General features: G+C 64.6%; 24 protein-coding genes. 7 read left to right on the top strand and 17 right to left on the bottom strand.

Features of this window, described 5'->3' with window-relative positions; all coding sequences use genetic code 11:
- Positions 1-24 precede the first annotated feature (24 nt).
- Positions 25-1,281: an HDOD domain-containing protein gene (locus E8E95_RS01230; protein WP_280347534.1), complete on the top strand. Its 1,257-nt coding sequence runs from the start codon at positions 25-27 to the stop codon at positions 1,279-1,281.
- Here the strand turns inward: E8E95_RS01230 and E8E95_RS01225 are convergent.
- The 3 genes from E8E95_RS01225 to E8E95_RS01215 all read right to left on the bottom strand — a co-directional run bounded on the left by E8E95_RS01225 (position 1,242) and on the right by E8E95_RS01215 (position 3,339).
- Positions 1,242-1,832 (bottom strand): 2-hydroxychromene-2-carboxylate isomerase, encoded by a 591-nt coding sequence (locus E8E95_RS01225; RefSeq protein WP_280347533.1) that lies wholly within the window; start codon positions 1,830-1,832, stop codon positions 1,242-1,244. The genes E8E95_RS01230 and E8E95_RS01225 overlap by 40 nt on opposite strands.
- 95 nt (positions 1,833-1,927) lie before the next feature.
- Positions 1,928-2,668: an SDR family oxidoreductase gene (locus tag E8E95_RS01220; RefSeq protein WP_280347531.1), complete on the bottom strand. Its 741-nt coding sequence runs from the start codon at positions 2,666-2,668 to the stop codon at positions 1,928-1,930.
- A gap of 80 nt (positions 2,669-2,748) precedes the next feature.
- On the bottom strand, positions 2,749-3,339 hold the full coding sequence (locus E8E95_RS01215; protein WP_280347529.1) for a 2-hydroxychromene-2-carboxylate isomerase: 591 nt from the start codon (positions 3,337-3,339) through the stop codon (positions 2,749-2,751).
- Between the two features lie 187 nt (positions 3,340-3,526).
- On the opposite strand from E8E95_RS01215, the gene E8E95_RS01210 reads away from it, so the two are divergent.
- Positions 3,527-4,099, top strand: coding sequence for a TetR/AcrR family transcriptional regulator (locus E8E95_RS01210; RefSeq protein WP_280347527.1), 573 nt, complete (start codon positions 3,527-3,529; stop codon positions 4,097-4,099).
- Here the strand turns inward: E8E95_RS01210 and E8E95_RS01205 are convergent.
- Positions 4,088-5,008: a LysR family transcriptional regulator gene (locus E8E95_RS01205; protein WP_280347525.1), complete on the bottom strand. Its 921-nt coding sequence runs from the start codon at positions 5,006-5,008 to the stop codon at positions 4,088-4,090. The two genes, E8E95_RS01210 and E8E95_RS01205, sit on opposite strands and share 12 nt — an antisense overlap.
- Before the next feature lie 60 nt (positions 5,009-5,068).
- Positions 5,069-5,971 carry a DMT family transporter gene (locus E8E95_RS01200; protein WP_280347523.1) on the bottom strand — a complete coding sequence of 301 codons (903 nt, stop codon included), beginning with the start codon at positions 5,969-5,971 and terminating at the stop codon, positions 5,069-5,071.
- A 121-nt stretch (positions 5,972-6,092) separates the two neighbouring features.
- Here E8E95_RS01200 and E8E95_RS01195 point away from each other — a divergent pair, with 121 nt between their 5' ends.
- Positions 6,093-7,040, top strand: a complete 948-nt coding sequence (locus E8E95_RS01195; protein ID WP_280347521.1) for an autotransporter domain-containing protein — start codon at positions 6,093-6,095, stop codon at positions 7,038-7,040.
- 66 nt (positions 7,041-7,106) lie between these two features.
- Here the strand turns inward: E8E95_RS01195 and E8E95_RS01190 are convergent, their stop codons facing one another.
- Together E8E95_RS01190 and E8E95_RS01185 are read right to left on the bottom strand one after the other, a co-directional pair.
- Positions 7,107-7,271 carry a rubredoxin gene (locus tag E8E95_RS01190; protein WP_077524539.1) on the bottom strand — a complete coding sequence of 55 codons (165 nt, stop codon included), beginning with the start codon at positions 7,269-7,271 and terminating at the stop codon, positions 7,107-7,109.
- 96 nt (positions 7,272-7,367) lie between these two features.
- A complete protein-coding gene (locus E8E95_RS01185; protein WP_280347511.1) occupies positions 7,368-8,441 on the bottom strand; it encodes a fatty acid desaturase in 1,074 nt (357 codons plus the stop codon).
- A 100-nt stretch (positions 8,442-8,541) separates the two neighbouring features.
- Between E8E95_RS01185 and E8E95_RS01180 the strand changes: the two genes are divergently transcribed.
- Positions 8,542-9,555 carry an AraC family transcriptional regulator gene (locus E8E95_RS01180; RefSeq protein WP_280347509.1) on the top strand — a complete coding sequence of 338 codons (1,014 nt, stop codon included), beginning with the start codon at positions 8,542-8,544 and terminating at the stop codon, positions 9,553-9,555.
- 122 nt (positions 9,556-9,677) lie between these two features.
- Here E8E95_RS01180 and E8E95_RS01175 read toward each other — a convergent pair whose 3' ends face one another.
- Positions 9,678-10,373: a Crp/Fnr family transcriptional regulator gene (locus E8E95_RS01175; protein ID WP_280347507.1), complete on the bottom strand. Its 696-nt coding sequence runs from the start codon at positions 10,371-10,373 to the stop codon at positions 9,678-9,680.
- Between the two features lie 84 nt (positions 10,374-10,457).
- Between E8E95_RS01175 and E8E95_RS01170 the strand changes: the two genes are divergently transcribed.
- Positions 10,458-10,982, top strand: coding sequence for an Mpo1-like protein (locus tag E8E95_RS01170; protein WP_280347505.1), 525 nt, complete (start codon positions 10,458-10,460; stop codon positions 10,980-10,982).
- Between the two features lie 146 nt (positions 10,983-11,128).
- Here the strand turns inward: E8E95_RS01170 and E8E95_RS01165 are convergent, their stop codons facing one another.
- Together E8E95_RS01165 and E8E95_RS01160 are read right to left on the bottom strand one after the other, a co-directional pair.
- Complete coding sequence (locus tag E8E95_RS01165) at positions 11,129-11,887, bottom strand: hypothetical protein (RefSeq protein ID WP_280347503.1); 759 nt, start codon at positions 11,885-11,887, stop codon at positions 11,129-11,131.
- A 120-nt stretch (positions 11,888-12,007) separates the two neighbouring features.
- On the bottom strand, positions 12,008-12,796 hold the full coding sequence (locus E8E95_RS01160) for a helix-turn-helix domain-containing protein (protein ID WP_280347501.1): 789 nt from the start codon (positions 12,794-12,796) through the stop codon (positions 12,008-12,010).
- A gap of 124 nt (positions 12,797-12,920) precedes the next feature.
- Between E8E95_RS01160 and E8E95_RS01155 the strand changes: the two genes are divergently transcribed.
- Positions 12,921-13,322, top strand: coding sequence for a hypothetical protein (locus E8E95_RS01155; RefSeq protein WP_280347499.1), 402 nt, complete (start codon positions 12,921-12,923; stop codon positions 13,320-13,322).
- Between the two features lie 40 nt (positions 13,323-13,362).
- Here the strand turns inward: E8E95_RS01155 and E8E95_RS01150 are convergent, their stop codons facing one another.
- From E8E95_RS01150 to dibA, 7 genes are all read right to left on the bottom strand, one after another.
- Entirely contained in the window at positions 13,363-14,103 is a 741-nt protein-coding gene (locus E8E95_RS01150) for a sulfite exporter TauE/SafE family protein (protein ID WP_107504069.1), read from the bottom strand.
- 233 nt (positions 14,104-14,336) lie between these two features.
- On the bottom strand, positions 14,337-15,326 hold the full coding sequence (locus tag E8E95_RS01145) for a sulfate ABC transporter ATP-binding protein (protein ID WP_280347497.1): 990 nt from the start codon (positions 15,324-15,326) through the stop codon (positions 14,337-14,339).
- Between the two features lie 5 nt (positions 15,327-15,331).
- A complete protein-coding gene (cysW, locus tag E8E95_RS01140; protein ID WP_179059531.1) occupies positions 15,332-16,204 on the bottom strand; it encodes a sulfate ABC transporter permease subunit CysW in 873 nt (290 codons plus the stop codon).
- 10 nt (positions 16,205-16,214) lie between these two features.
- Positions 16,215-17,033, bottom strand: coding sequence for a sulfate ABC transporter permease subunit CysT (gene cysT / locus E8E95_RS01135; RefSeq protein WP_077524550.1), 819 nt, complete (start codon positions 17,031-17,033; stop codon positions 16,215-16,217).
- Positions 17,034-17,231: 198 nt separating this feature from the next.
- Positions 17,232-18,230: a sulfate ABC transporter substrate-binding protein gene (locus tag E8E95_RS01130; RefSeq protein ID WP_280347493.1), complete on the bottom strand. Its 999-nt coding sequence runs from the start codon at positions 18,228-18,230 to the stop codon at positions 17,232-17,234.
- Between the two features lie 130 nt (positions 18,231-18,360).
- Positions 18,361-18,543, bottom strand: coding sequence for a sulfur starvation response protein OscA (gene oscA / locus E8E95_RS01125; RefSeq protein WP_077524552.1), 183 nt, complete (start codon positions 18,541-18,543; stop codon positions 18,361-18,363).
- A 198-nt stretch (positions 18,544-18,741) separates the two neighbouring features.
- The gene (gene dibA / locus E8E95_RS01120) at positions 18,742-20,646 is read right to left on the bottom strand and encodes a phosphodiesterase DibA (protein ID WP_280347490.1); all 1,905 of its coding nucleotides are present in this window, start codon (positions 20,644-20,646) and stop codon (positions 18,742-18,744) included.
- Between the two features lie 174 nt (positions 20,647-20,820).
- Here dibA and desA point away from each other — a divergent pair, with 174 nt between their 5' ends.
- Positions 20,821-22,008, top strand: a complete 1,188-nt coding sequence (gene desA / locus E8E95_RS01115; protein ID WP_280347488.1) for a delta-9 fatty acid desaturase DesA — start codon at positions 20,821-20,823, stop codon at positions 22,006-22,008.
- Positions 22,009-22,441 lie beyond the last annotated feature (433 nt).

Below are 22,441 nucleotides of genomic sequence, written 5' to 3'. Positions count from 1 at the left end.
GGAACTGGATAACCGAGGCCATGCATGGCTGAGACCCTAAGGGCACCCAAGGTGCTGATTGCCGACCCTGATCGCTGGAGTGCCGAGCTGCTTGTCGAGCTGGTACGCAAGGCGCGTTGCGACGCACATCTCGAGGTGCTGCAGGACAGCCAGAGTGTGCTCGAGCATTGCCGCGCGGGCTGGCCGGATCTGCTGATCGTCGACTATGGCCTGCCGGGCATCGGTGGTCTGGAGCTGCTGCGTGAAGTCCGGCGCCAGCGTCGGCATCCACCCGTACCCTTCTTCCTGATCACGGATCGGGTGGACGCCGCCAGCGTTCGCGCCGCCTTGCCGCTGGCCCCCACCGCCTACCTGGCCAAGCCCTTCAATGCCGAAGACCTGTTGCAGCGCCTGCGTAACCTGCTGCTGGAGCCGGGCGAGGAGGTCGCTTGCCCGCTACCGTCCAGCCCGCCCATGCAGCGCCTGGAGGAGTATCTGGCCGAGGCGAGGGAAACCTCATCCGGTGCGCCGTTACTGAAGGTCGTGCGTGAGGCGCTGGACCACGCCATGCAGTCCCATAAACGCGACCTGGCCGAGCTGCAGCCGCTGTTTCTTCAGGACCCGCAGCTTACCGGGCAGTTGATTGCCGCCGCGAACAGCGCGGGCCAGCACCTTGGCAATAGCTGCCAGACCCTGGAGCAGGCCCTGGGTCGGTTGGGGGCGCAGCACAGCCTCAACCTCGCCCTGGGGCTGGCGTTGCAACGTAGCGTCGACTTGAAGGACTCGCTGCTGGTGCCCCATGGCGAACGCATCTGGCAGCAATGCCAACGCACCGCCGAGCTGGCACGTTGGCTGGCCCGATGCCTGGAGGGGGACGTTGACCGTTGCTACACCGCCGGCCTGCTACACCTGCTGGGTGATCTGGCGGTACTGCGCAGCATCCAGAGTTGGCGTGACCTGGGTGGCGAAGCGTTGACCACCGAGCAGGTGGAGGAGGCTCTGCGCACCCACGCCGCGCCATTCGGTTCGGCGCTTCGCACACGCTGGCGCCTGCCCCTGGAACTGCGCCAACTGATTGCCGCCGCGTACCAGCTGGGCGGCGGTGTCTATTCCAAGGACGCGCTCATCGTGCACATCGCCAAGCTGGCCGCCGAAGTTCCGGAAGGCGAAGACGCGGCGCCGCTCGCCAAACACAAGGCCGCGCGGATGCTCGGCCTCGACGCCGCACTGCTGGCGTCGCTGCCGAATCTCGGGGTGTCAGCTCAGGCGAGTGCTTCCTCGACGAAATCCAGCCGGTCCTGACCGAAATACATCTCCTCGCCGACGAAGCAGGTGGGCGCGCCGAACACGCCGCGCTTCACCGCTTCCTCGGTAGCGGCCTTGAGCGCGTCCTTCACCTCCTGATCGCCCACCAGTGCCAGCAGCGCCTGGGGATCGAAGCCGGCTTCCTGCAGGACGGACGCCAGCACGGCGGGGTCGCCGAGATTGCGCTTGTCCTGCCAGAGCGCGCGGAACATGGCATTCAGATACGCTGCGAAGCGCTCCGGCTGGCGCATTTGCACGCCGATGGCGGCGCGCATCAGCGTCAGCGTGTTGATAGGGAAGAAGGGGTTGAAGTGCATCGGCACTTCATAGCGACGGGCGAAGCGCTGCATATCGATCATGGTGTGGCGGGCCTTGGCCGGAACGGCGGCAGGCGACGCATTGCCGGTGGCCTGGAATACACCACCCAGCAGCATCGGGCGGTATCGCAGCGTGGCGCCAGTCCTGGCGCAGATCCCCGGCAACTGGGTCCAGGCCAGGTAACTGGCCGGGCTGCCGAGGTCGAAGAAGAATTCCACGGTCTTGGTCATTCTTTTGCTCTTCCTTCTCAGAAATTTTGCGAGCGAGCTTGCTCGCGAACGAGGCCGTGCAGGGGCATTTCGCGAGCAAGCTCGCTCCTACGGGGTCACCAGCGCTCCATCCAGGGCCGCAGATCCAGTTCAAACGTCCAGGCATCCCGTGGCTGGCTGTGCAGGTACCAGTAGTTCTCGGCGATATGGTCGGGGTTGAGGATGCCGTCCTGATCCTTCAGCGCGTAACGCTCGGGGAAGTTGTCGCGGATGAATTCGGTGTCGATGGCGCCGTCCACCACCACATGGGCGACGTGGATGCCCCGTGGCCCCAGCTCGCGCGCCATGCTCTGGGCGAGGGCGCGGATACCATGCTTGGCACCGGCAAAGGCGGGGAACCCGGCGGCGCCGCGCAGGCCGGCAGTGGCGCCGGTGAAGAGGATGGTGCCGCGCTCGCGGGTGACCATGCGACGGGCGACCGCCTGGCTGGTGAGGAAGCCGGAGAAGCAGGCCATCTCCCAGATCTTGAAGTACTTGCGCGCTGTTTCTTCAAGGATGCTGCAGGGCACATTGGCACCGATGTTGAAGACGAAGGCTTCGATCGGGCCGATGTCGCGCTCGATGGTTTCCACCAGCTGCGCGACATCCTCTTCCTTGCGTGCATCGGAGGCGAAGCCGTGGGCCTCGCCACCTTCGGCGCGAATCGCATCCACCAGCGGCTGCAGCTTGTCGGCGCTGCGTCGGGTCACGCAGGCGACGTATCCCTCGCGGGCAAAGCGCCGGGCGATGGCACCGCCCGTGGCGTCGCCGGCACCAATTACCAGTACGACTTTCTTGTTGTTGCCCGTTGACGCCATGGTGGGTGCTCTCCAGGTAGTTGTTGCGGATATGGACGGCGATCGAGTCCGTGTGGACCCGCCGCCACTGCTGGAATTTTTCAGGCCAAGGCCTCGGACACGAAGTCCAGTCGGTCTTGACCGAAAAACATTTCATCGCCGACAAACATGGTTGGCACGCCAAACACGCCGCGCGCTACCGCGTCATTGATATTCGCTTCTAGTAAGGCGTCGATCTCCTCACTGGACGCGTTGGCTCGAAATATTTCCGGGTCGAAGCCGTTCTCATGCAGCGTTTCGGCAATCACAACGGGGTCGTTCAGGTCTCGTGCCTCAACCCAGATGGCCCGGAACATTGCCTCCAGATAGTCTGTAAAGCGCTTATCACCTTGCAGCTGCAAGGCGATGGCTCCGCGTATCAGCGGCAAGGTGTTGATCGGAAAACTCGGGTTGAATGACAACGCGACGTCGTAGCGCTTGGCAAAGCGTTGGAAGTCATTGAACAAATAGCGGCCTTTGGCTGGGATTCGAACGGGTGAGCTGTTACCGGTGGCTTCGAAGAGGGTGCGCAAGAAGACCGGGCGATAAACCAGTCGGGCACCGGCTCCGACGCATATCGATGGAAGCTGAGTGTTAGCCAGGTAACTCGTCGGGCTTCCAAAATCGAAGAAGAACTCAACGGATTTGTTCATTTCGCGTCCCTTGCCTTTAGGTGTTGGTAGCGCCCATTTTTCCTGCGGTTGATGCGGTCTTGCTGGTAACCGGACCAGGTTGCACACCAAGCGTGGACGCCCGTGGATCTATTGATAAACGATCGTTAGCTAAACGGACGTTATGCTATGCTCGCCAACGCGTCAAGCCAGTCCACCGGAGGTCGTCGTGCGTTATTCAGCCAATCACAAGGAAGAAACTCGGCAGAAGCTGCTGGAAAGCAGTGGCGCCATTGCCAAGCGCGGCGGGTTTTCCACCACCGGCGTCGACGGCCTGATGAAAGCCATTGGTCTCACCGGCGGCGCCTTCTACAGCCACTTCCCGTCGAAGAACGACCTCTTTACCGCCATCGTCCAGCGCGAGCTTTCGCAAAGCCTGATCGGCCATGTCGCTCGTGGCGAAGGCTTCTGCCGCGACAAGCTGGAGCGCTGCCTCGACCGCTACCTGAGCATGGCCCATCTGCAGAACCCCGACACGGGCTGCGCCATCCCCGCGCTGGGGGCAGAAATCGCCCGCGCCGATCTTTCCGTGCGCGAGGAGGCCGAGCACTGGATGCTGCAGTTGCAGCGCGCCTGGGCGGAAATCCTCGAAGACGGCGAGCTGGCATGGGCGCTGATTTCCCAGTGCGTAGGGGCCCTGGTGGTGGCGCGCATGCTCGCCCGCGAAGAGACCCAGGCCGAAGTGCTGGATGCGAGTCGGGGTTTCCTCGGCCGAGTGGTGGATGACCGCCTACAGAAGTGACTGCTCCGCGCAGACGCTCAGAATCTGCTCCCTCAGCCAGACATTCGCCGGGTCCTGATCGAAAGGCTGCGCCCAGAGGAGTTCCAGGGAAAAGCTCGGCAAGTCGGGCAGCCGGCTCGTCGCGGTACGGGCGTCGCCCAGGCGTTCATGAACGCGCGCCGGCATGACCATCAGCAGCTCGCTGGCGGGGATCAGTTGCAAGGCCGCCAGGTAGTTGTTGGTCCGGGCGGCGATCTGCCGCGAGCGGCCCTGTTGCTGCAGCCAGCCATCGATCATGTTGCGGTCCGAGTCCCAGGGCGTGGGAAATACCTGGCGCCGCGCACAGAAGGCATCCAGATCATCCACCGCCGCAGTGCCGGCGGCGCGTACGCAGAGCAAGTCATCTTTCAGTAGCGCCAGGCTTACCAGTCCGGGATGGGCGCGGTGCTGGTGCGGGCCGAAGCCCAGGGCCAGGTCCAGTTCCCCGTGAACCAGCGCCTCTGCGGGGATTTCGCGTCCCAGGCGCTGAACGTCGAGACTGACCGGGTAGCCGGCATCGCTCAGCCGACGCAGCAATGGCGGCAGGATCAGCAGCTCGAAATACTCCGGCGCGCAGAGGCGGAAGGTGCGCGGTGCCTGGCTGGGGTCGAAGGCGCGGGACTCGCTGAAGCAGGCGTTCATCAATTCGATCATGGCGCGCGCGTGGGGGCGCATGGCCATTGCCTTGCGGGTGGGGCGCATGCCGCTGCGGGTGGCGATGAAGAGTTCATCGTCGAGGGTGCCGCGCAGTTTCTTCAGGCTGTAGCTGACGCTCGAGGCGCTGAGGTTCAGTACTTCCGCCACGTCCCCCAAGTGCTGCCGCTCATGGATTTCGAGAAACACCAGCAGGTCCTGGATATCGATCTTGCGCAGTCCGTTCGCGAGCAGCATGGCCGGGTTCCATTGGACGGAAGCGCCATCAGAACCCGTGCCAGTCGACATGGCAAGCACTCAGGCGGCCGCCGTGCGCACCGGGCTCAACCGAGCCAGCCAGAGCATGCCGAGGACGATCAGTACAGCCCCCGCCCAGGCCAGCGGCGCAGGCGCCTTGTGCAGCCAGAAGCTTTGCAGCAGCAGGGCAAACAGGCCACTGAGGTAGCTGTAGGCGATCACCGTGGCCGGCGGTAGCCAGTGGATGGCCCGGTGCAGCAGCCAGAAGGTCGCCAGGGTGGCGGTCAGGGCCAGGTAGAACAGCCAGCCGATGTCGCGCAGGGTCATGCCTTGCAGCCCATCCCAGCGCTGGCCGAGGGTGCTGACCAGGGCCAGTAGCAGGCCGCCCGCCAACAGATTGCCGCAGGCCAGGGAAGCGGCGCTCCGGTCGGCGCCGAGCCAGGGTTTCAGACGCTGGCTGAGGGGAGCGTAGAGCGCCATGGCCAGGCAGCCAATGGCGTAGACCGAATAGCCGTAGCTATCGAAGTGGGCATTGTCGAGGCCGAGCAGGGCCAGGGCGCCAAGCGCAGCGATCAGGGTTGGCCACAGTCGTTGCAGCACCGGTTTATCCAGCAGCAGGCGTTCACCGCCGAGGGTCAGCAGCGGCACGCTGACGTACAGCAGCGCGGTGTCCAGTGCCTTGGTGTGTTTCAACGCTTCGAACAGGCTGCCGAAATAAAGTGCGAGCAAGCCACCCAGCACCACGTGGGCCAGCAGCGCGCGCCCGCCTGGAAGACCGGGATGGCGGAGCAGCAGGAAGGGCAGGAACAGGCTTCCCGACAGCAGCAGGCGCAGCGCGGTGAGCGGCAGGGCGTCGAGCGCCGGGCTCACCTCGGCGGCGGCGAAGAACGACAGCGCCACCAGCAATGCCCAGAGCAGCATCGAGACGTGGGCATTGAGGCCGGGAGAAAGCAATGGGCGCATGGCGAGGCTCCTTCTGTGTGCAGGCGGCCATTGCGCCAGCGCAGCAAATCTCCGGCAAATCAGAAACTCGGGGGTGGATTCGGGAAATTGAATTGCTCAGCATCTGGCTAGAGTTATCCACATGCCCCGTCTGGAGGTGCCCTGCATGGGCCAGCATCCATCGCCGTATCTTTTCGCTGTCGGCTTGTTCGTCCTGCTGCCGGGCGCGCCGGCTCTCGGCGATTCACTGGCTGCGTCCAGCCGCGCCTACTTGCTGGAAGACAGCCATTTCCTACGGGACGCTGCCTCTGAGCGCATCCAGCAGATTCGCTTTTCCTTCCGCGAACCGCCCCTGGACGAAGGCCAGTCGCCGGCCTGGGCGCGGGCCTTCGGCAGCCAGGGTTCGGCTGATGCTGACCACCGGGCGCCTCGTCGCGAGCGGGACATCGGCGGCGGGCTGCTGGGCAGCGAGCGCAAGCTGGGCAGCTGGCTGGTGGGCGGGATGGGTGGCTACTCGGCGAGTTCGGTGGAGGTGGCGGGCGAGGACGCGGATATCCACAGCCTGCATCTGGGCGCCTACGCCGGTACCAAGATCTACAACCAGATCGGCGTGAAGCTGGGTGCGGCCTGGAGTGGCCATGACGGCGACCGGCGCGCGGCAGACGGGGACAGCGGTCAGGTGTTCGGCGAACTCAGCTACTCGCTGGATTTTCGCGACTTCAGTGCCGAGGGTTTCAGCGAGCTGGCCTACGTGCGGCTGGACAGCGATTCGCTGGGTACCCTCGTCAGCCAGCGCGACGAAATCGGCTACAGCACCTTCGGCCTGCGCGGCACCACGCGCCTCGAACTTGAGTCGGGTCGGCGCCTTACCGCACGCATCAGTTCCGGCTGGCGACATGCCTTCAGCGACAGTCGTATCGAAGACGAGAGTGGCGCTGCGGTGGCGCTGACCCGCGATGCCTTCAGGCTGGATGCGGGGTTGGATTACCAACTCACCGAGCAGGCCTACGCCGGGCTGTTCTACAACGGCACCTACGCCGAGGACGCGCGCGACAACGGGGTGACGGCGCGGGTGAGCCTGAGGTTCTGACCTCTTGTAGGATGGGTTTCGCTCCGCTCTACCCATCCTACGAGAGAGCCTCGAATCGCGTCGTTCTCAGATTTCTTGCATATCGAAGTCGTTCTTGCCGACGCCGCAGTCCGGGCAGATCCAGTCATCCGGCACGTCGTTCCAGGGGGTGCCGGCGGGGATGCCCTCATCGGGCCAGCCCTTGGCTTCGTCGTAGATCAGGCCGCAGACCACACAAATCCAGGTTTTCATGCCGCTACCTCATGCTTGCAGCTGTGCTCGGGGAAGGCGCGCGCCCGGGAGCGCGCGGTGTCGCGATCATAGGGGCGGCGTTGCGTCGCCCGTGCCCTATCCAAGGGTGGGTTGGGCCGGCTGTTCGGCCGCGTGCTCCTTCGGGTTCCAGCGGTTGGCGCGGGCGAAAGTGCCGAGATCGTTGAAGCGCACGCCCATCTCGCGCATGACCCGATGCGCCACCGGCGCCGTCAGCTGACGGATGTAGAAGGGTTCCTTGACCACGAAATGGTGGATGGCGTGGGTGCTGCCGAAGTTGAAGCAGAACGCCTGGAGCGGCCACATCCACCAGGGATTGAGCACCTGCGTCTGTTGGATCACGTTGCCCAGTTCGACGTCACCGTAGTAGTGCATGTTGGAACTGACGAAGTGCAGGCAGAAGGTGCGCAGCACGTTCGGTCCCACCAGCACCACCACGGCGATGTTGACGATGTTCATCGCGTCCAGGGTGCCCGCCGACCAGGCGATGGGCGCATTCAGGGCCCAGGCCAGGGTGTCGATGGCGTGGAAGCCGAGGAACACGTACCAGGTGCCCCAGTTCAGCAGCGCTAGCGGTGCGTAGACCTTCAGGGTGCGCCAGAGGATGCTGCGTTTCTGCGCCCAGGTCTTGGCCCGGCCCATGCGGATCAGCGAGGACATCACGTTGTCCCCCACCATCAGCAGGCGCGCCAGGCCCCAGGGTTCGCCGTTGGTAATGGCGCGTTCTTCAAGGTCGGTTTCGGTACCGGACACCTTGTGATGGTTGAGGTGCAGGTGGCGGCGGACCCAGGGGTTGATGGTGCTCGGCCGCGCCATCCAGACCAGCGCCATCATCAGGTTGTGCGGCACCCTGCGCTTGCGGAAGTACATGCTGTGGATCAGGTCGTGCTCCAGCTCGTGGGTCAGCGAGGCGAAGAAGGCGTTGAGCAGCAGGCAGGCCCACCAGGCAATCTGGTCGTTCAGGTAGAGCAGGGCGGAGCCCAGCATGCCGGCCAGCGCGAAGGCGAGGATACCGGCGCCGATGGCGTCCTGATGCTTCAACAGGGGGTAGCGCTGGCGCAGCTCGTTGCCGCGGGCCATCACCACTTCACGAATATGGGCTGATCGCTGTTGGTCATTCAGCGAGCGGGGGCTTGCGGGCTTGGCGGACATGCTTCCATCCTCTTATTGGAGATGGTTCTACTGTGCCGTTCCGGGCTGCCGCCGCGCCCGACCGAGCACGCCAACCTGTTGACCGGAAACGCCAACCTGCATGAGCGAACCCACCACCCTCGCCAGCTGGACCCGAGCCCTGCGCAAGCAGCTGGACGCGCTCGGCCTCGACAGCGCCGCCCTGTGCCGGCAGGCGCAGCTCGACCCGGCGCTGATGGACGACCCCAACGCACGCTATCCCCTGTCTGCCACCACCCGGCTCTGGCAACTGGCAGTCGAGGCCAGTGGCGACCCAGCGCTGGGTCTGAATATTTCCACCTTCGTCAGCCCCACCACCTTCCACGCCCTGGGCTACGCGCTGGTGGCCAGCGCCAGCCTGCGGGAAGTGTTCGAGCGCGTCGTGCGTTATCACCAGGTGGTCAGCGACGCGCTGGAGCTGGAGCTCAGCCGTGACGGCGAGCGCTACCTGTTCCGCCTGCGGGTGCGTGACGACGGCATCGAGCCGGCGCCGGAAGCGGTGGACGCCTTCGCCGCGATCTACGTGCGTACCTGCCGCAACCGCATCGGCCGCAACTATGCGCCGCTGGCCGTGCACCTGCGGCGGCAAGAGCCGGAGGACCCGCAGCCCTGGCACCAGGTGTTCCGCGCGCCGCTGGTCTTCGGTGCCGAGGAAAACCTGCTGGAATTCGCCGCCGAGGATTTCGAGCGGCCGCTGGACGATGCCAATGCGGAACTGGCCGAGCACAACGAGGCGGTGCTCAAGCGCACCCTGGAGCAGCTGCAGCAGCCCACCTGGTCGCGCAAGGTGCGCGCCTGCCTGGAGGCCCAGTTGCCCAATGGCGAGCCGTCGGCCGAGCGTATCGCCCAGTCTCTGCACCTCAGCCTGCGCAGCCTGCAGCGGCACCTGGCGGATGAGGGGGGCAACTACGAGCAGCTGCTGGGCGACACCCGTCAGGCGCTGGCGCTGGCCCATATGCGTGACCCGCGTTGCTCCATCAGCGAGATCGCCTACCTGCTCGGTTTCGCCGACACCAGCAGCTTCAGCCGCGCCTTCAAGCGTTGGACCGGGCAGAGCCCGAGCCAGTACCGCGAAAACCTCACCGCAGGCCGCTGAGCGCAGCTGGTTTCCTGTGGGGGCGATTTCAATCGCCAAGCGGACCGCAGGTTCGCCATGGGGAATTGCAGGGGGCGGCTGCGCCACCCTTGGCGAATGAATTCGCCCCCACAGTTGAAGGGTTACGGTTTGCTCTGAGCCGCGCGGCGCAGCCGTTCCGGATCGAGGATTTCGATCTCGCCGTAGTTCAGGCGCAACGCGCCCTGTGCCTCCAGTTCCTTGAGGATCTGGTTGGTGGTCTGGCGGGAGATCGCCAGCATCATCGCCAACTGCTCCTGGGCCAGCTGGATGACCCGCCGCTGACCCGAGAGCCCGCCGTAACCCTCGGCGATCATCAGCAACCGCCTGGCCAGACGCTGGGGCGCCGGCAGCAGGCTCATTTCCTCCAGGGCGATGAAGGCCAGGCGCAGTTTCTGGCTCATCAGCAGGGCGATGTCGCGCCAGTAGCGGGGTTCGCGCTTGAGCAGGGCCAACAGCGACGTCTGGGGCAGGTTGAGCAGGGTCACCTGGCTTTCGGCGAAGGCATCGTGGGTGCGCGGCTGGCCATCGAAGAGGGAAATCTCGCCGAACCAGTGGGGCGGTTCCACCAGCACCAGCAACGCCTCCTTGCCGCTCTCGCTGATGCTGCCGACGCGAATCGCGCCCTCCAGCACCGCATAGAGTCCACAGGGCGGATCGCCCCGGCGGAACAGGCGCTGGCCGGGTTCCAGTCGGCGCAGTTGGGCCATGGCCAGGAGCTCGTCCTGCAGGGCGGCGGGCAACAGGCTGAACCATTGGCCGGTCAGCAGGAGGTCGCGATGGTGCTTGAATTCGATCATGGGCTTTGTCGGCTAGCTGACAGAGGTTGCCAGGGGCATGACGCCATTATCGGCGCAACTGCCTGCAAACCTGAGGACACAACAATGAAAACCCTCATCGACCAACTTGGCCAGTACGCCGAGTACCACCGCGACCGCCGCAACATCGCGACCCATTTCGTCGGTATTCCGCTGATCGTGGTTGCCGTCGCTGTCTTGCTGTCCCGTCCGGGGACCGAAGCCCTCGGCCTCTGGCTGTCGCCGGCGGCGCTGGTCAGCCTGGTTTCGGCGCTCTACTACTTCCGCCTCGACCTGCGCTACGGCCTGGTGATGGCCGTGCTGCTGGCAGTGAGCCTGTGGATCGGCGCGGCCCTCGCCGTCCAGGGCACTGCCACCTGGCTTGGCGCCGGGCTGGGGCTGTTCGTCGTGGGCTGGATCATCCAGTTTGTCGGCCACTACTACGAGGGCCGCAAGCCGGCCTTCGTCGACGACCTCACCGGGCTGATCATCGGGCCGCTGTTCGTGGTCGCCGAACTGGGCTTCCTGCTGGGGCTGCGCAAGGAAGTCGAGCATGCCGTGGAAAAGCGTGCGGGCCCGACCTGCATTCGGGAGAAGAAGGCGGCGGTGTGAGCTGACGTCGAAACCCTCTCCCCCAGCCCCTCTCCCTGAAGGGCGAGGGGAGCCGGTCCGTGCAGCATTCGATCGCTCATTCCAGATACAACACCGGAGTTTTCGGCGATCTCGCAACCTTCAGGCGCGAGTCACCCCTCTCCTCTTCAGGGAGAGGGGACGGGGGAGAGGGATGCCAACACCAACAACTGCCCACTCATCGACCGCGCCTGGCGGTCCACCATCATCGGCGCATAGGGCCGGCCAGAGGCGCTGACCATCGTATTGTTCCCGCTGTTCAGATCGTTCAGTGCAGTCCGCAGGAAGCCCCAGCGCGTCTTCAGCTTGGCCAGCGACGGGTCGGCTTTTTCGTCCAGCGGTGCCAGCTCTTCATCGATGGCCGGCAGCAGACGGCGTTCGTCCTGGCCGATGTAGGTGTCGCCGTTTTCGCGGGATATCTCGAAGGTGCCGATGTAGGCCCGGCTCAGGTACTGGACGTTGAGGTACTCCACCTTGGCGGGCAGCGCCTCGGCCTCGTCGGTGCCGGCCTGGGCGCGGGCCGCGATGAGGAAGTCGCGCAGGGCCTTGGCCAGCTCCTGGGGATAGCGCCACGGCACGTCTTCCTCCTTGTGGCCGTAGGAAACGCCCTGGTCGAGCTGGGTAACAAAGGCGTCATGGGCCTTGCGCAGGTCCTCGCTCGGCGTGGAGATGCGCTGGTAGTTGGCATCCAGAACCTTGAGGTCGCTGCGCATTCGTTCGGCGTGAATGTCTTGGAAGCCTTCCCCGCGATAGAGCAGCAGGCTGGCCGTGGCGCGGCTGGCGTGGACCTGTACCAGTTCCAGGGGAGGAAGTTCGGCGGCGAGGACGGGCATGGCGACGCCCAGTAGAAGGCTGAGCAGCGGGTACAGCAGAACCTTGCGGATCATGGCGAGTGCTCCTGTTCTTGTTGTTCTGAGGAGTCGATATGGGTGCCGGCACAGCCTACTGCGCCGTGGGTTTCACGCTACTACCCGAAAGAATGATTTGTTGTGGGTGAATCGATGTTTTCAGGCTTCGCCCTGCAATTTACGCAGCAGCTCGGCGCTGGCTGGGTCGGCCGGGAACAGGGTTTCCAGTCCCAGTTCGGCCAGGGTGACGTCCACTGGGGTGCCGAACACCGTGATGGTGCTGATGAAACTGATGACCCCAACCGGCGTGCGCAACTGCAGCGGCACGAGCACCGCGTCGCTGGGAAATCCCTCCGGTGGAGGAGGGGCCGGATACCCGCTGAGTTCATCGAACAGGGCCTGCAACTCCGCATCGCCGCTGACTTCGATATCCCGGTGCAGGCGCTCCAGCAGGTGCGCCCGCCACTGGCCGAGGTTGACGATGTGAGGCGCCAGGCCCTGTGGATGAAGGGACACGCGCAGCACGTTGAGTGGCGGTGCCAGCAGTTCCGGCGCAACTCCCGAGAGCAGCGGCGCGACGGCGCCATTGGCCGCCAGCAGGTTCCAGTGCCGGTCCACCGCCAGCGCCGGGTTGGGTTCGTGGGCCTTGAGCAACTGCTCGACCGCCGTGCGCGCGCCGGCCAGCGCCGGGTCATCGAGCGCACGCTGGGAAAACAGCGGCGCATAGCCGGCGGCGGTCAGCAGGCGATTGCGCTCACGCAGGGGAATCTCCAGTTGCTCGGCCAGGTGCAGCAGCATCTCGCGACTGGGATGGGCGCGACCGGTTTCGACGAAGCTCAGGTGACGCGTGGAAATCTCTGCGTCGCAGGCGAGGTCGAGCTGGCTCAGGCGGCGTCGCTGACGCCATTGGCGCAACAGGGCGCCGACGGGGTGGGCAGAAGTATTCATGGCACCGACGATAGTCCAGGGAGGGAATCCCGGCCATTACCTGGCAGGTAATCGACCCGCTGCGGGTTTCGCGGAAATCTGTCGCCAAGCGCCGCCCCGGCGCCCCATCGACAGGAGAACCACCATGACTCATCTCGATATGTCCCCGCTGCTGCGCCGTGCCCTGCAAGCCGATGCCCTGGCCAGTGGTGCCATGGGCCTGTTGCTGGCGCTGGCCGCCGGCCCCCTGGAAGAACTGCTGGGCCTGCCCCGTTCGTTGCTGCTGGGTGCTGGCATCGGCTTGCTGCCCTTCGCCCTGGCGCTCGGCTGGTTGGCCAATCGGGCGACGGTGCGCCGTGGCTGGATCTGGGCGGTACTGGCGATCAACGCCGTGTGGGTGATCGACAGCCTCTCGCTACTGGCGGTGGGGTGGGTGGAGCCGACCCTGCTGGGCAAGGTCTTCGTGATCGGCCAGGCCGTGGCGGTGGGCGTACTCGCCGAGCTGGAGTTCTTCGGCCTGCGCCGCTGCCAGGCTGTGGCTGCGTGAGGGGAAATCGGCGCCGGCCACCTGAGCCGGCGCCCATGCCTCAGAACAGGCCGCGCAGGGCCAGGTCGCTGCCGAGCAGCAGCAGGCCGATGAAGAACCAGCGGCGGAAGCGTTCGGCACTGATGCGTTTGCGCAGCCACTGGCCGCCGGCCATGCCCAGCAGTGCCGGTACCAGGGCCAACAGGGAAGCGCCCAGAACCGCCGGTTGCAGCAGCTCGCCGCTGTGGCCGAGGCTCACCGCCAGGGCAATGGTGGAGGCACTGAAGGACAGCCCGAGGGCCTGCACCAGTTCATCCTTTTCCAGGCCGATGGCCTGCAGGTAAGGCACCGCCGGGATCACGAAAACCCCGGTCAGGGCCGTCAGGGCGCCAGTCACCGCACCGATCACCGGTCCCAGCCAGCCTTCATTGGCCGGCGCCACGGCGAAGCGCACCGATGCCAGCCCGAGCACCGCGTAGACCACCAGGGCGATACCGAGGATCGAGGTCGCGCCGGGCAGGTCGGCGGCATTCACCACCCAGGCCATGGCCCAGGTGCCGACGAAGATGCCGGCGAGCATCGGCCACAGGCGACGCAGCATGGCCAGCGGGCTGCTGCCGGCGGCGAGCTGCCAGATGTTGGTGACCATGGACGGCACGATCAGCAGGGCGGCAGCCTGCATGGGCGGCATCACCAGCCCCAGCAGCCCGACGGAAATGGTGGGCAGGCCAAGGCCGACAACGCCCTTCACCGTGCCGGCGAGCAGGAAGGTGGCGGCAATCAGCGGCAGGTAGGCAATCAGGGAATCGGCCACGGGTTCACTCCTTGTGTGGGGCGCTGGTTCGCGCGCCGGTGAATTCGTGGCCAGTATCCGTATGACGGGATGGGGATGATTCGGCGTGGGGCGAAGTGTGGAATGCAGGATTGCTACGTAGGTTGGTGCAGAGCGAAGCGAAGCCCAACACCGTTCGGGAGTGAGCTCCGTTGCGTTGGGCTTCGCTTCGCTCAGCCCAACCTACAGAGGAGGGAAGGCGCTCAGAACCCCGCCGCCTTCTGCCAGGCCTTGGGTTTGAAGAACAGCGTTTCGCCACGCACCAGGCCCACCAGGCTGTCGTGGTCTTTCACCACTTCGGCCTCGATCAGTTCGTCCTGGCCGTCCACCTTCAGGGTCACCCGGGTGATGGCGCCCAGGGGGCGGATGTCGCGGACTTCGGCGGCGCGGTGTTCGGCCACTTCGGAGCGCGAGAGCGAGACTTCATGGGGGCGGAACAGCAGGTGCTGGTCGTCGCCCAGGTGCAGGCGGTTGGAGTCGCCGAGGAAGTGGTAGACGAAGTCGCTGGCCGGGTTCTCGTAGACCTCGCCCGGTGCGCCGATCTGCTCGATCACGCCCTTGTTCATCACCACGATGCGGTCGGCCACTTCCATGGCTTCTTCCTGGTCGTGTGTCACGAACACGGAGGTCAGGTTGATCTCCTCGTGCAAGCGCGCCAGCCAGCGGCGCAGCTCCTTGCGCACCTTGGCGTCGAGGGCGCCGAAGGGCTCGTCGAGCAGCAGGATCTTCGGCTCCACCGCCAGGGCGCGGGCCAGGGCGATACGCTGGCGCTGGCCACCGGAGAGCTGCTCAGGGTAGCGGTCGGAGAGCCAGTCCAGCTGCACCATGTTCAGCAGCTCATGGACCTTCTCGGCGATCTGCTTCTCGCTCGGACGCTCGCGCTTGGGTTTCATGCGCAGGCCGAAGGCGACGTTGTCGAACACCGTCATGTGGCGGAACAGGGCGTAGTGCTGGAACACGAAGCCGACGTTGCGATCACGCACGTCGTGCTGGGAGACGTCCTCGCCGTGGAACACGATGCTGCCCACGTCCGGGGTTTCCAGGCCGGCGATGATCCGCAGCAGGGTGGTCTTGCCGCAGCCGGATGGGCCGAGCAGCGCCACCAGTTCGCCGCTGTGGATATCCAGGCTGATCTCGTTGAGGGCCTTGAAGGCGTTGAAGTTCTTGCTGACGTTGCGGATTTCAATGCTCACGGTGGTTACTCCTCATCAGCATTCGACTTGAGACGGGACAGGCGCGACTCGCTCCACTGCTTGAGCAGAAGGATGCACAGGGCGAGCACCAGCAGCAGGCTGGCGACGCTGAAGGCGGCGACGTGGTTGTACTCGTTGTAGAGGATTTCGACGTGCAGCGGCAGGGTGTTAGTAACGCCGCGAATGTGGCCGGACACCACCGACACCGCGCCGAACTCGCCCATCGCCCGCGCGGTGCAGAGCACCACGCCGTAGATCAGGCCCCATTTGATGTTCGGCAGGGTCACGTGCCAGAACATCTGCCAGCCGTTGGCGCCGAGCAGGCGTGCGGCTTCTTCCTCCTGGGTGCCCTGTTCCTGCATCAGCGGGATGAGTTCGCGGGCGACGAAGGGGAAGGTCACGAAGATGGTGGCCAGGACGATGCCGGGTACGGCGAAGACGATCTGGATGTCGCGGTCCTGCAGCCACTCACCGAAGTAGCCCTGGGCGCCGAACAGCAGCACGTAGATCAGGCCGGCGATGACCGGAGACACCGAGAACGGCAGGTCGATCATGGTGACCAGCAGGCTCTTGCCGCGGAACTCGTATTTGCTCACGCACCAGGCGGCGGCGACGCCGAACACCAGGTTGAGCGGCACCGAGATGAACACGGCGATCAGTGTCAGTTTCAGCGCGGAAAGGGCGTCCGGCTCGAAGATGGCGGTGAAGAAGGTACCCAGGCCGTCCTTCAATGCCTCGCTCAGTACCACCAGCAGCGGCAGCAGGAGGAACAGGGCGAAGGCCAGCCAGGCGGAAATGATCAGGATGCGACGACCCAGCGCGCTGCCCCGGCGGGCGGCGTTGGCGGAGGATGCGGCGGTCAGGCTTGCGGAACTCATGGCGCTCTCCTCACGGGGTCTCGATGCGGCGTTGCAGCAGGTTGATCAGCAGCAGCAGGACGAAGGCGACGACCAACATCAGCACGCCGATGGCGGTGGCGCCGGTGTAGTCGTATTGGTCCAGCTTGACCATGATCAGCAGCGGCAGGATTTCGGTCTTCATCGGCATGTTGCCGGCGATGAAGATCACCGAGCCGTACTCACCCACGCCACGGGCGAAGGCCAGGGCGAAACCGGTCAGCCAGGCGGGTAGCAGAGCCGGTAGCAGGACATGGCGGAAAATCTGCAGCGGCTTGGCGCCGAGGCAGGCGGCCGCTTCCTCCACCTCACGGGGAATGTCGGCCAGCACCGGCTGCACCGTCCGCACCACGAAGGGCAGGGTGACGAAGGTCAGCGCCAGGGTAATGCCGAGCGGGGTGTAGGCGATCTTGAAACCGAGGTCGGTGGCGAACTGGCCCACCAGGCCGGCGGGTGCATAGAGCGCGGTGAGGGCAATGCCGGCGACCGCTGTAGGCAGCGCAAAGGGCAGATCGACCATGGCGTCGATGACCTTGCGGCCGAAGAAGTCGTAACGCACCAGGACCCAGGCCAGCAGGGTGCCGATGATGCCGTTGATCACGGCGGCAGCCAGGGCGGTGCCGAAACTGAGCTTGAGGGCCGCGATCACGCGGGGGGCGCTGATGATGGTCCAGAACTGGACCCAGGTCAGCTCGGTGGTCTTGAGGAACAGGGCACCCAGGGGAATCAGGACCAGCAGGCTGAGATACACCAGTGTGTATCCCAGGGTCAGCCCGAAGCCGGGTATGACCGGGGAGATGCGTCGTGACATGTTCTGTCCTTACTCTGCGTTGGAACGCTTGGTTTTCCGGAGCCGGCCCCGTCGAGCCGCTTCCAGCAAACAGGCCCGATCCGTGGATCAGGCCTGGTTTTGCTCCCTCCCTGGAGCGCTTTTCGATGGGTTTCGCTCCGTACCCATCCTACGGAACGGGTCTCGTAGGATGGGTAGAGCTTGCGAAACCCATCATCGTTACTGCGCCTGGTAGATCTGGTCGAAGATGCCGCCGTCGTTGAAGAACTTGGGTTGAGCTTCTTTCCAGCCGTTGAAGTCCTTGTCCACGGTCACCAGGTCCAGTTTCGGGAATTGCTTGGCGAACTCGGCCGCGACTTTCTCATTACGCGGGCGGTAGAAGTTCTTCGCCGCGATGCGCTGGCCTTCCTCGCTGTACAGGTACTGCAGGTAGGCTTCGGCGACCTTGCGGGTGCCCTTCTTGTCGACGTTCTTGTCGACCACCGATACCGGCGGCTCGGCCAGGATCGACAGGCTCGGCGCGATGATCTCGAAGTTCTCGCCGCCTTGCTCTTTCAGAGCCAGGAAGGCTTCGTTTTCCCAGGCCAGCAGTACGTCGCCGATCTGGTTGTTGACGAAGGTGATGGTCGAGCCACGGGCGCCGGTATCCAGCACCGGTACGTGCTTGTACAGCTCCTTCACGTATTCCTGTGCCTTGGCGTCGCTACCGTATTGCTTCTTGGCCCAGGCCCAGGCGGCCAGGAAGTTCCAGCGCGCACCGCCGGAGGTCTTCGGGTTCGGGGTGATGACTTCAACGCCTTGCTTGGTCAGGTCGCCCCAGTCCTTGATGCCCTTGGGGTTGCCCTTGCGCACCAGGAACACGATGGTCGAGGTGTAGGGGGTGCTGTTCTGCGGCAGGCGCGCCTGCCAGTCTGCCGGGATCAGCTTGCCGAGCTTCTGCAGCTCGTCGATGTCGCCGGCCAAGGCCAGGGTCACCACGTCGGCCTTCAGGCCGTCGATCACGGCGCGGGCCTGCTTGCCGGAGCCACCGTGGGATTGCTGGATTTTCAGGTCGTCGCCACCTTCGGCCTTCCAGTGCTTGGCGAAGGCAGCGTTGTATTCCTGGTAGAGCTCACGGGTCGGGTCGTAGGACACGTTGAGCAGTTCGGTGGCTGCGGCGGCCGGGCCGGCGATCAGGGCGCTGGCGAGGGCGGCGAGGGCGAAACGGCGAATCGACATTATCAAAGCTCCTGGAACTGGAATTTTTTTTAGGTGTTGGCTAGGGCTGTTTGGTGGTGTTCGTCGAAACGCCCTCCGGCAGTCCGGTCGGGCTTCAAGCCTGGTTAGGCTTGAACGGTGTCCTTTTGAATCAGTTACCGCGCTGGTTCGGTTGCTGCAGGCGGAATTTTTCCTTGCGTTCGATCTGCACCACCTGGCCGTTGTGCACGGTGATCTCCACCGAGCCGAAACGCAGGCCGTGCAGGGCACTCTGGATTTCACGCAGGATGCTGGCCTCGTCCTGGCCTTCCACGCTACGAAGGGTTGCGCTCATGGTCGTGCTCCTAGAAATGGGGCCCGCGGCGTGGGTCAGGAAGGGTATTCCGCGTGGCGTGGAGCGAATCTTAAGCAAGCAGGGAATATTCTTAAAAATACTATTTAAGAATTTTTATATAACCGAATTCACTTGTGCGTCGCTCAGGTGCCGGCGGGCCGGTGCGTCCCATGCCAGGCACGCTCGAACATGTCGACTTCAGGCCGCTGACCAGAGCCTCTCGAGTGCTTCCACCGGCAAGGGGCGGTTGAACAGGTAGCCCTGTCCATAGTCGCAGCCCAGCTCGCGAAGGAAGCTGGCCTGGGCGTCCACCTCGATACCTTCGGCCAGCACGCTGATGCCCAGACTGTGCCCCAGGGCGGTAACGGCGCGAGCGATGGCGATATCGTTCCTGTCGTCCGGCAAGCCGCGCACGAAGCTCTGGTCGAGCTTCAGCTTCTGCACCGGCAGGCGCTTGAGGCGCTGCAGCGAGGAGTAGCCCGTGCCGAAGTCGTCGATGGCCAGGCGCACGCCCAGCGCGCGCAATCGCCCCAGCAGGGCTTCGGCGGTGTCCGGGTCTTCCATCACCGCGCTTTCGGTGATTTCCAGCTCCAGGTATTCCGGCGCAAGACCCGTGGCGGCCAGAACCCGCGCCACCTCACTGTCCAGCTCGGTGCGGTGGAACAGCCGACAGGACAGGTTCACCGCCATGAAAGACAAGGCGTGCCCCTGCTCCAGCCAGCAGCGCATCTGGCGACAGGCCTGTTCCAGTACCCAGGCATCGATGCTGGCGATCAACCCGCTCTGCTCCGCGATCGGCAGGAATTCCCCAGGCGGTACCAGGCCACGCTCGGGATGCGCCCAGCGCACCAGCGCCTCGAAGCCGACCAGTTGGCCATCGGCCAGGCGCTGGATGGGCTGGTAGTGGACCCGCAACTGACCCAGCTCCAGGGCCTGGCGCAGGGCGCTGACCAGTTCGACACGCTGGCGCGCCTGTTCGGTCAGTTCCTGGCTGTAGAAGGCATAGGCATCGCGTCCCGAACTCTTGGCCTTGAACAGGGCCGAGTCGGCGTTGCGCATCACCTGCTCGACATTGGCATCGGTGTCCGGGAACAGGCTGATGCCGAGGCTGGTGCTGATGAACAGGTCATGGCCGCCCAGGCGGAACGGGGTCGCCAGCTCGGTGCGAATTCGCTCTGCCAGGGCCGCGGCCTGTTCGGCCTGGGGGCAGTTGTCCCAGAGCACGCCGAACTCGTCACCGCCCAGTCGCGCCAGGGTCATGCCGCCTTCCATCAGCCCTTGCAGGCGCACGCCGGCCATCTTCAGCAGCAGGTCGCCATGGGAGTGGCCGAAACTTTCATTGATGTGCTTGAAGTGATCGAGGTCCAGCAGCAACAACGCGCCGTTCTGCTTCTCACGGCTAGCACGTTCCAGCACCTGCTCGACGCGTTCGGTGAAGAGCAGGCGGTTGGGCAGGTTGGTCAGCGGATCGTGATGGGCGAGGAAATCCAGTTCATGCTGCGAGCGCTTGATCGCGCTGACGTCGGAGAACACCGCCACATAGTGGGTCAGCTGGCCGTCTTCGTCGTGGATGGCGCGGATGTTTTGCCAGAGCGGATAAATCTCACCGTTCCTGCGCCGGTTCCACACCTCGCCGCTCCATTCGCGGCGGTTGTCCAGCGCGTTCCACATGGCCTTGTAGAAGGTCGGCGCATGGCGGCCGGAACTGAAGATGCGCGGATTTTCGCCCAGGACCTGCGACTCCTCGAAACCGGTGATGCGGGAAAAGGCGCGGTTGACGTGGACGATGCGGCTTTCGGCATCCGTGACCAGCACGCCTTCCTGGGTGCTGTCGAATACGGCGGCGGCCTGGCGCAGGCTGCTTTCGTGGGCGCGCCGGGCATCCAGATAGACCTTGAGGCGGCGCAGATACCAGCACGCAAGGGCGAACAGCAGGAGGCTGGTGACCAGCACGAAGAGCAGGCCCTTGGCGGTCTGCAGTTCATCCAGCAGTACGCGGTCGCCCACCAGGGCAAGCAGTGCCCGGTCGCTGAAAAGCACCCAGAGACTGGCGATGATGAAGTAGGGCAGCACCAGTCGCAGGGCGCTGAACTTGGAACGCATGGGCGCGGCCTTCCTGGCAGGGGTCACACGGAGAGTCGCGCATTATAGGAGCAACCGACGACCGGGGGGCTTTCTATCTAAAAGAGAGGATGGTTTTCTACGGGCGCTTTGTGATAATCGAGCCAGATTCGCGCAACAAAGCCCCGATTCACTTCACCCGAGGCAATACCATCCATGTGGTACAACGGTTTTCTCGACCTGTCGCTGTGGCAACTGGTGGCGGTCACCCTGGTGATGACCCACATCACCATCGTCGGCGTCACCGTCTATCTGCACCGCTACTCGGCGCACCGCTCGCTGGAGCTGCATCCGGCGCTCAAGCATTTCTTCCGTTTCTGGCTGTGGCTGACCACCGCCATGAACACCCGCGAGTGGACCGCCATCCACCGCAAGCACCACGCCAAGTGCGAAACCGCTGACGACCCCCACAGCCCGGTGATCAAGGGCCTGGGCACCGTCCTGCGCAAGGGCGCGGAGCTGTACGCGGAAGAAGCGAAGAATGAAGAAACCCTGCGCATCTATGGCAAGAACTGCCCGGATGACTGGATGGAGCGCAATGTCTACAGCCGCTACCCGATTGGCGGCGTGACCCTGATGGCCCTGATCGATCTGGCGCTGTTCGGTGCTGGCGGCATTACCATCTGGGCCGTGCAGATGATGTGGATCCCGGTCTGGGCCGCAGGCGTCATCAATGGCCTGGGCCACGCCATCGGCTATCGCAACTTCGAATGCCGCGACGCCGCGACCAACCTGGTGCCCTGGGGCATCCTGATCGGCGGCGAAGAGCTGCACAACAACCACCACACCTATCCGAACTCCGCCAAGCTGTCGGTGAAGAAATGGGAGTTCGACATGGGCTGGGCCTGGATCAAGCTGTTCAGCTTCCTTGGCATGGCGAAGGTGCAGCGTGTGGCGCCCATCGCCCACCGCGTCGAAGGCAAGGGCAGCCTGGACATGGACACTGCCATGGCCATCCTCAACAACCGCTTCCAGATCATGGCCCAGTACCGCAAGTTGGTGATCGCTCCGCTGGTGAAGCAGGAACTCGCCAAGGCCGACGAGTCGGTGCGCCACCTGTTCCGCCGCGCCAAGCGCCTGCTGTCCCGCGAGACCAGCCTGCTCGACGAAACCCACCAGGCGCGCATCGCCGCCATGCTGGAGCAGAGCCAGGCCCTCAAGGTGATCTACGAGAAGCGCCTGGCGCTGCAGCAGATCTGGGTCAAGACCAGCGCCAACGGCCACGACATGCTCGAAGCGATGAAGCAGTGGATCCACGACGCCGAAGCCAGTGGCATCCAGTCCCTGCGCGACTTCGCCGAACAGCTGAAGACCTACTCCCTGCGTCCGGCCACCGCGGCCTGACAACGGAAGCGCCCACAAAAAGGCCGGCAGAAATGCCGGCCTTTTTGCTTTCTGGGGCCGGCGAGGGGCTTTTCCTGTGGGAGCGATTTCAATCGCGATGGGCATTGCAGGCCGAACCTGCGGCTCGGTTGGCGAATGAATTCGCCCCCACAAGGCGGAGTTCCGAATTGCTTCGGTGCTGCAGGAAGGGCTTGCTTTTCCTGTGGGGGCGATTTCAATCGCGATGGGCATTGCAGGCGGAACTTGCGGTCCGATTAGCGAATGAATTCGCCCCCACAAGGCGGAGTTCCGAACTGCATTGATGATGCAGAAAGGACTCGCGTTCCCTGTAGGGGCGATTTCAATCGCCAAGGGCAGCGCAACTGCCCCAGGTCGCTCCCCGCTATTTCCTACAGGCAAAAAAAAGGCCGCTCATCATGAGCGGCCTGAACAG

Source organism: Pseudomonas sp. BN414, from assembly GCF_029871275.1.
Classification (GTDB): Bacteria; Pseudomonadota; Gammaproteobacteria; order Pseudomonadales; family Pseudomonadaceae; genus Metapseudomonas; species Metapseudomonas resinovorans_C.
This window is presented reverse-complemented; position numbering and strand designations above follow the sequence as displayed.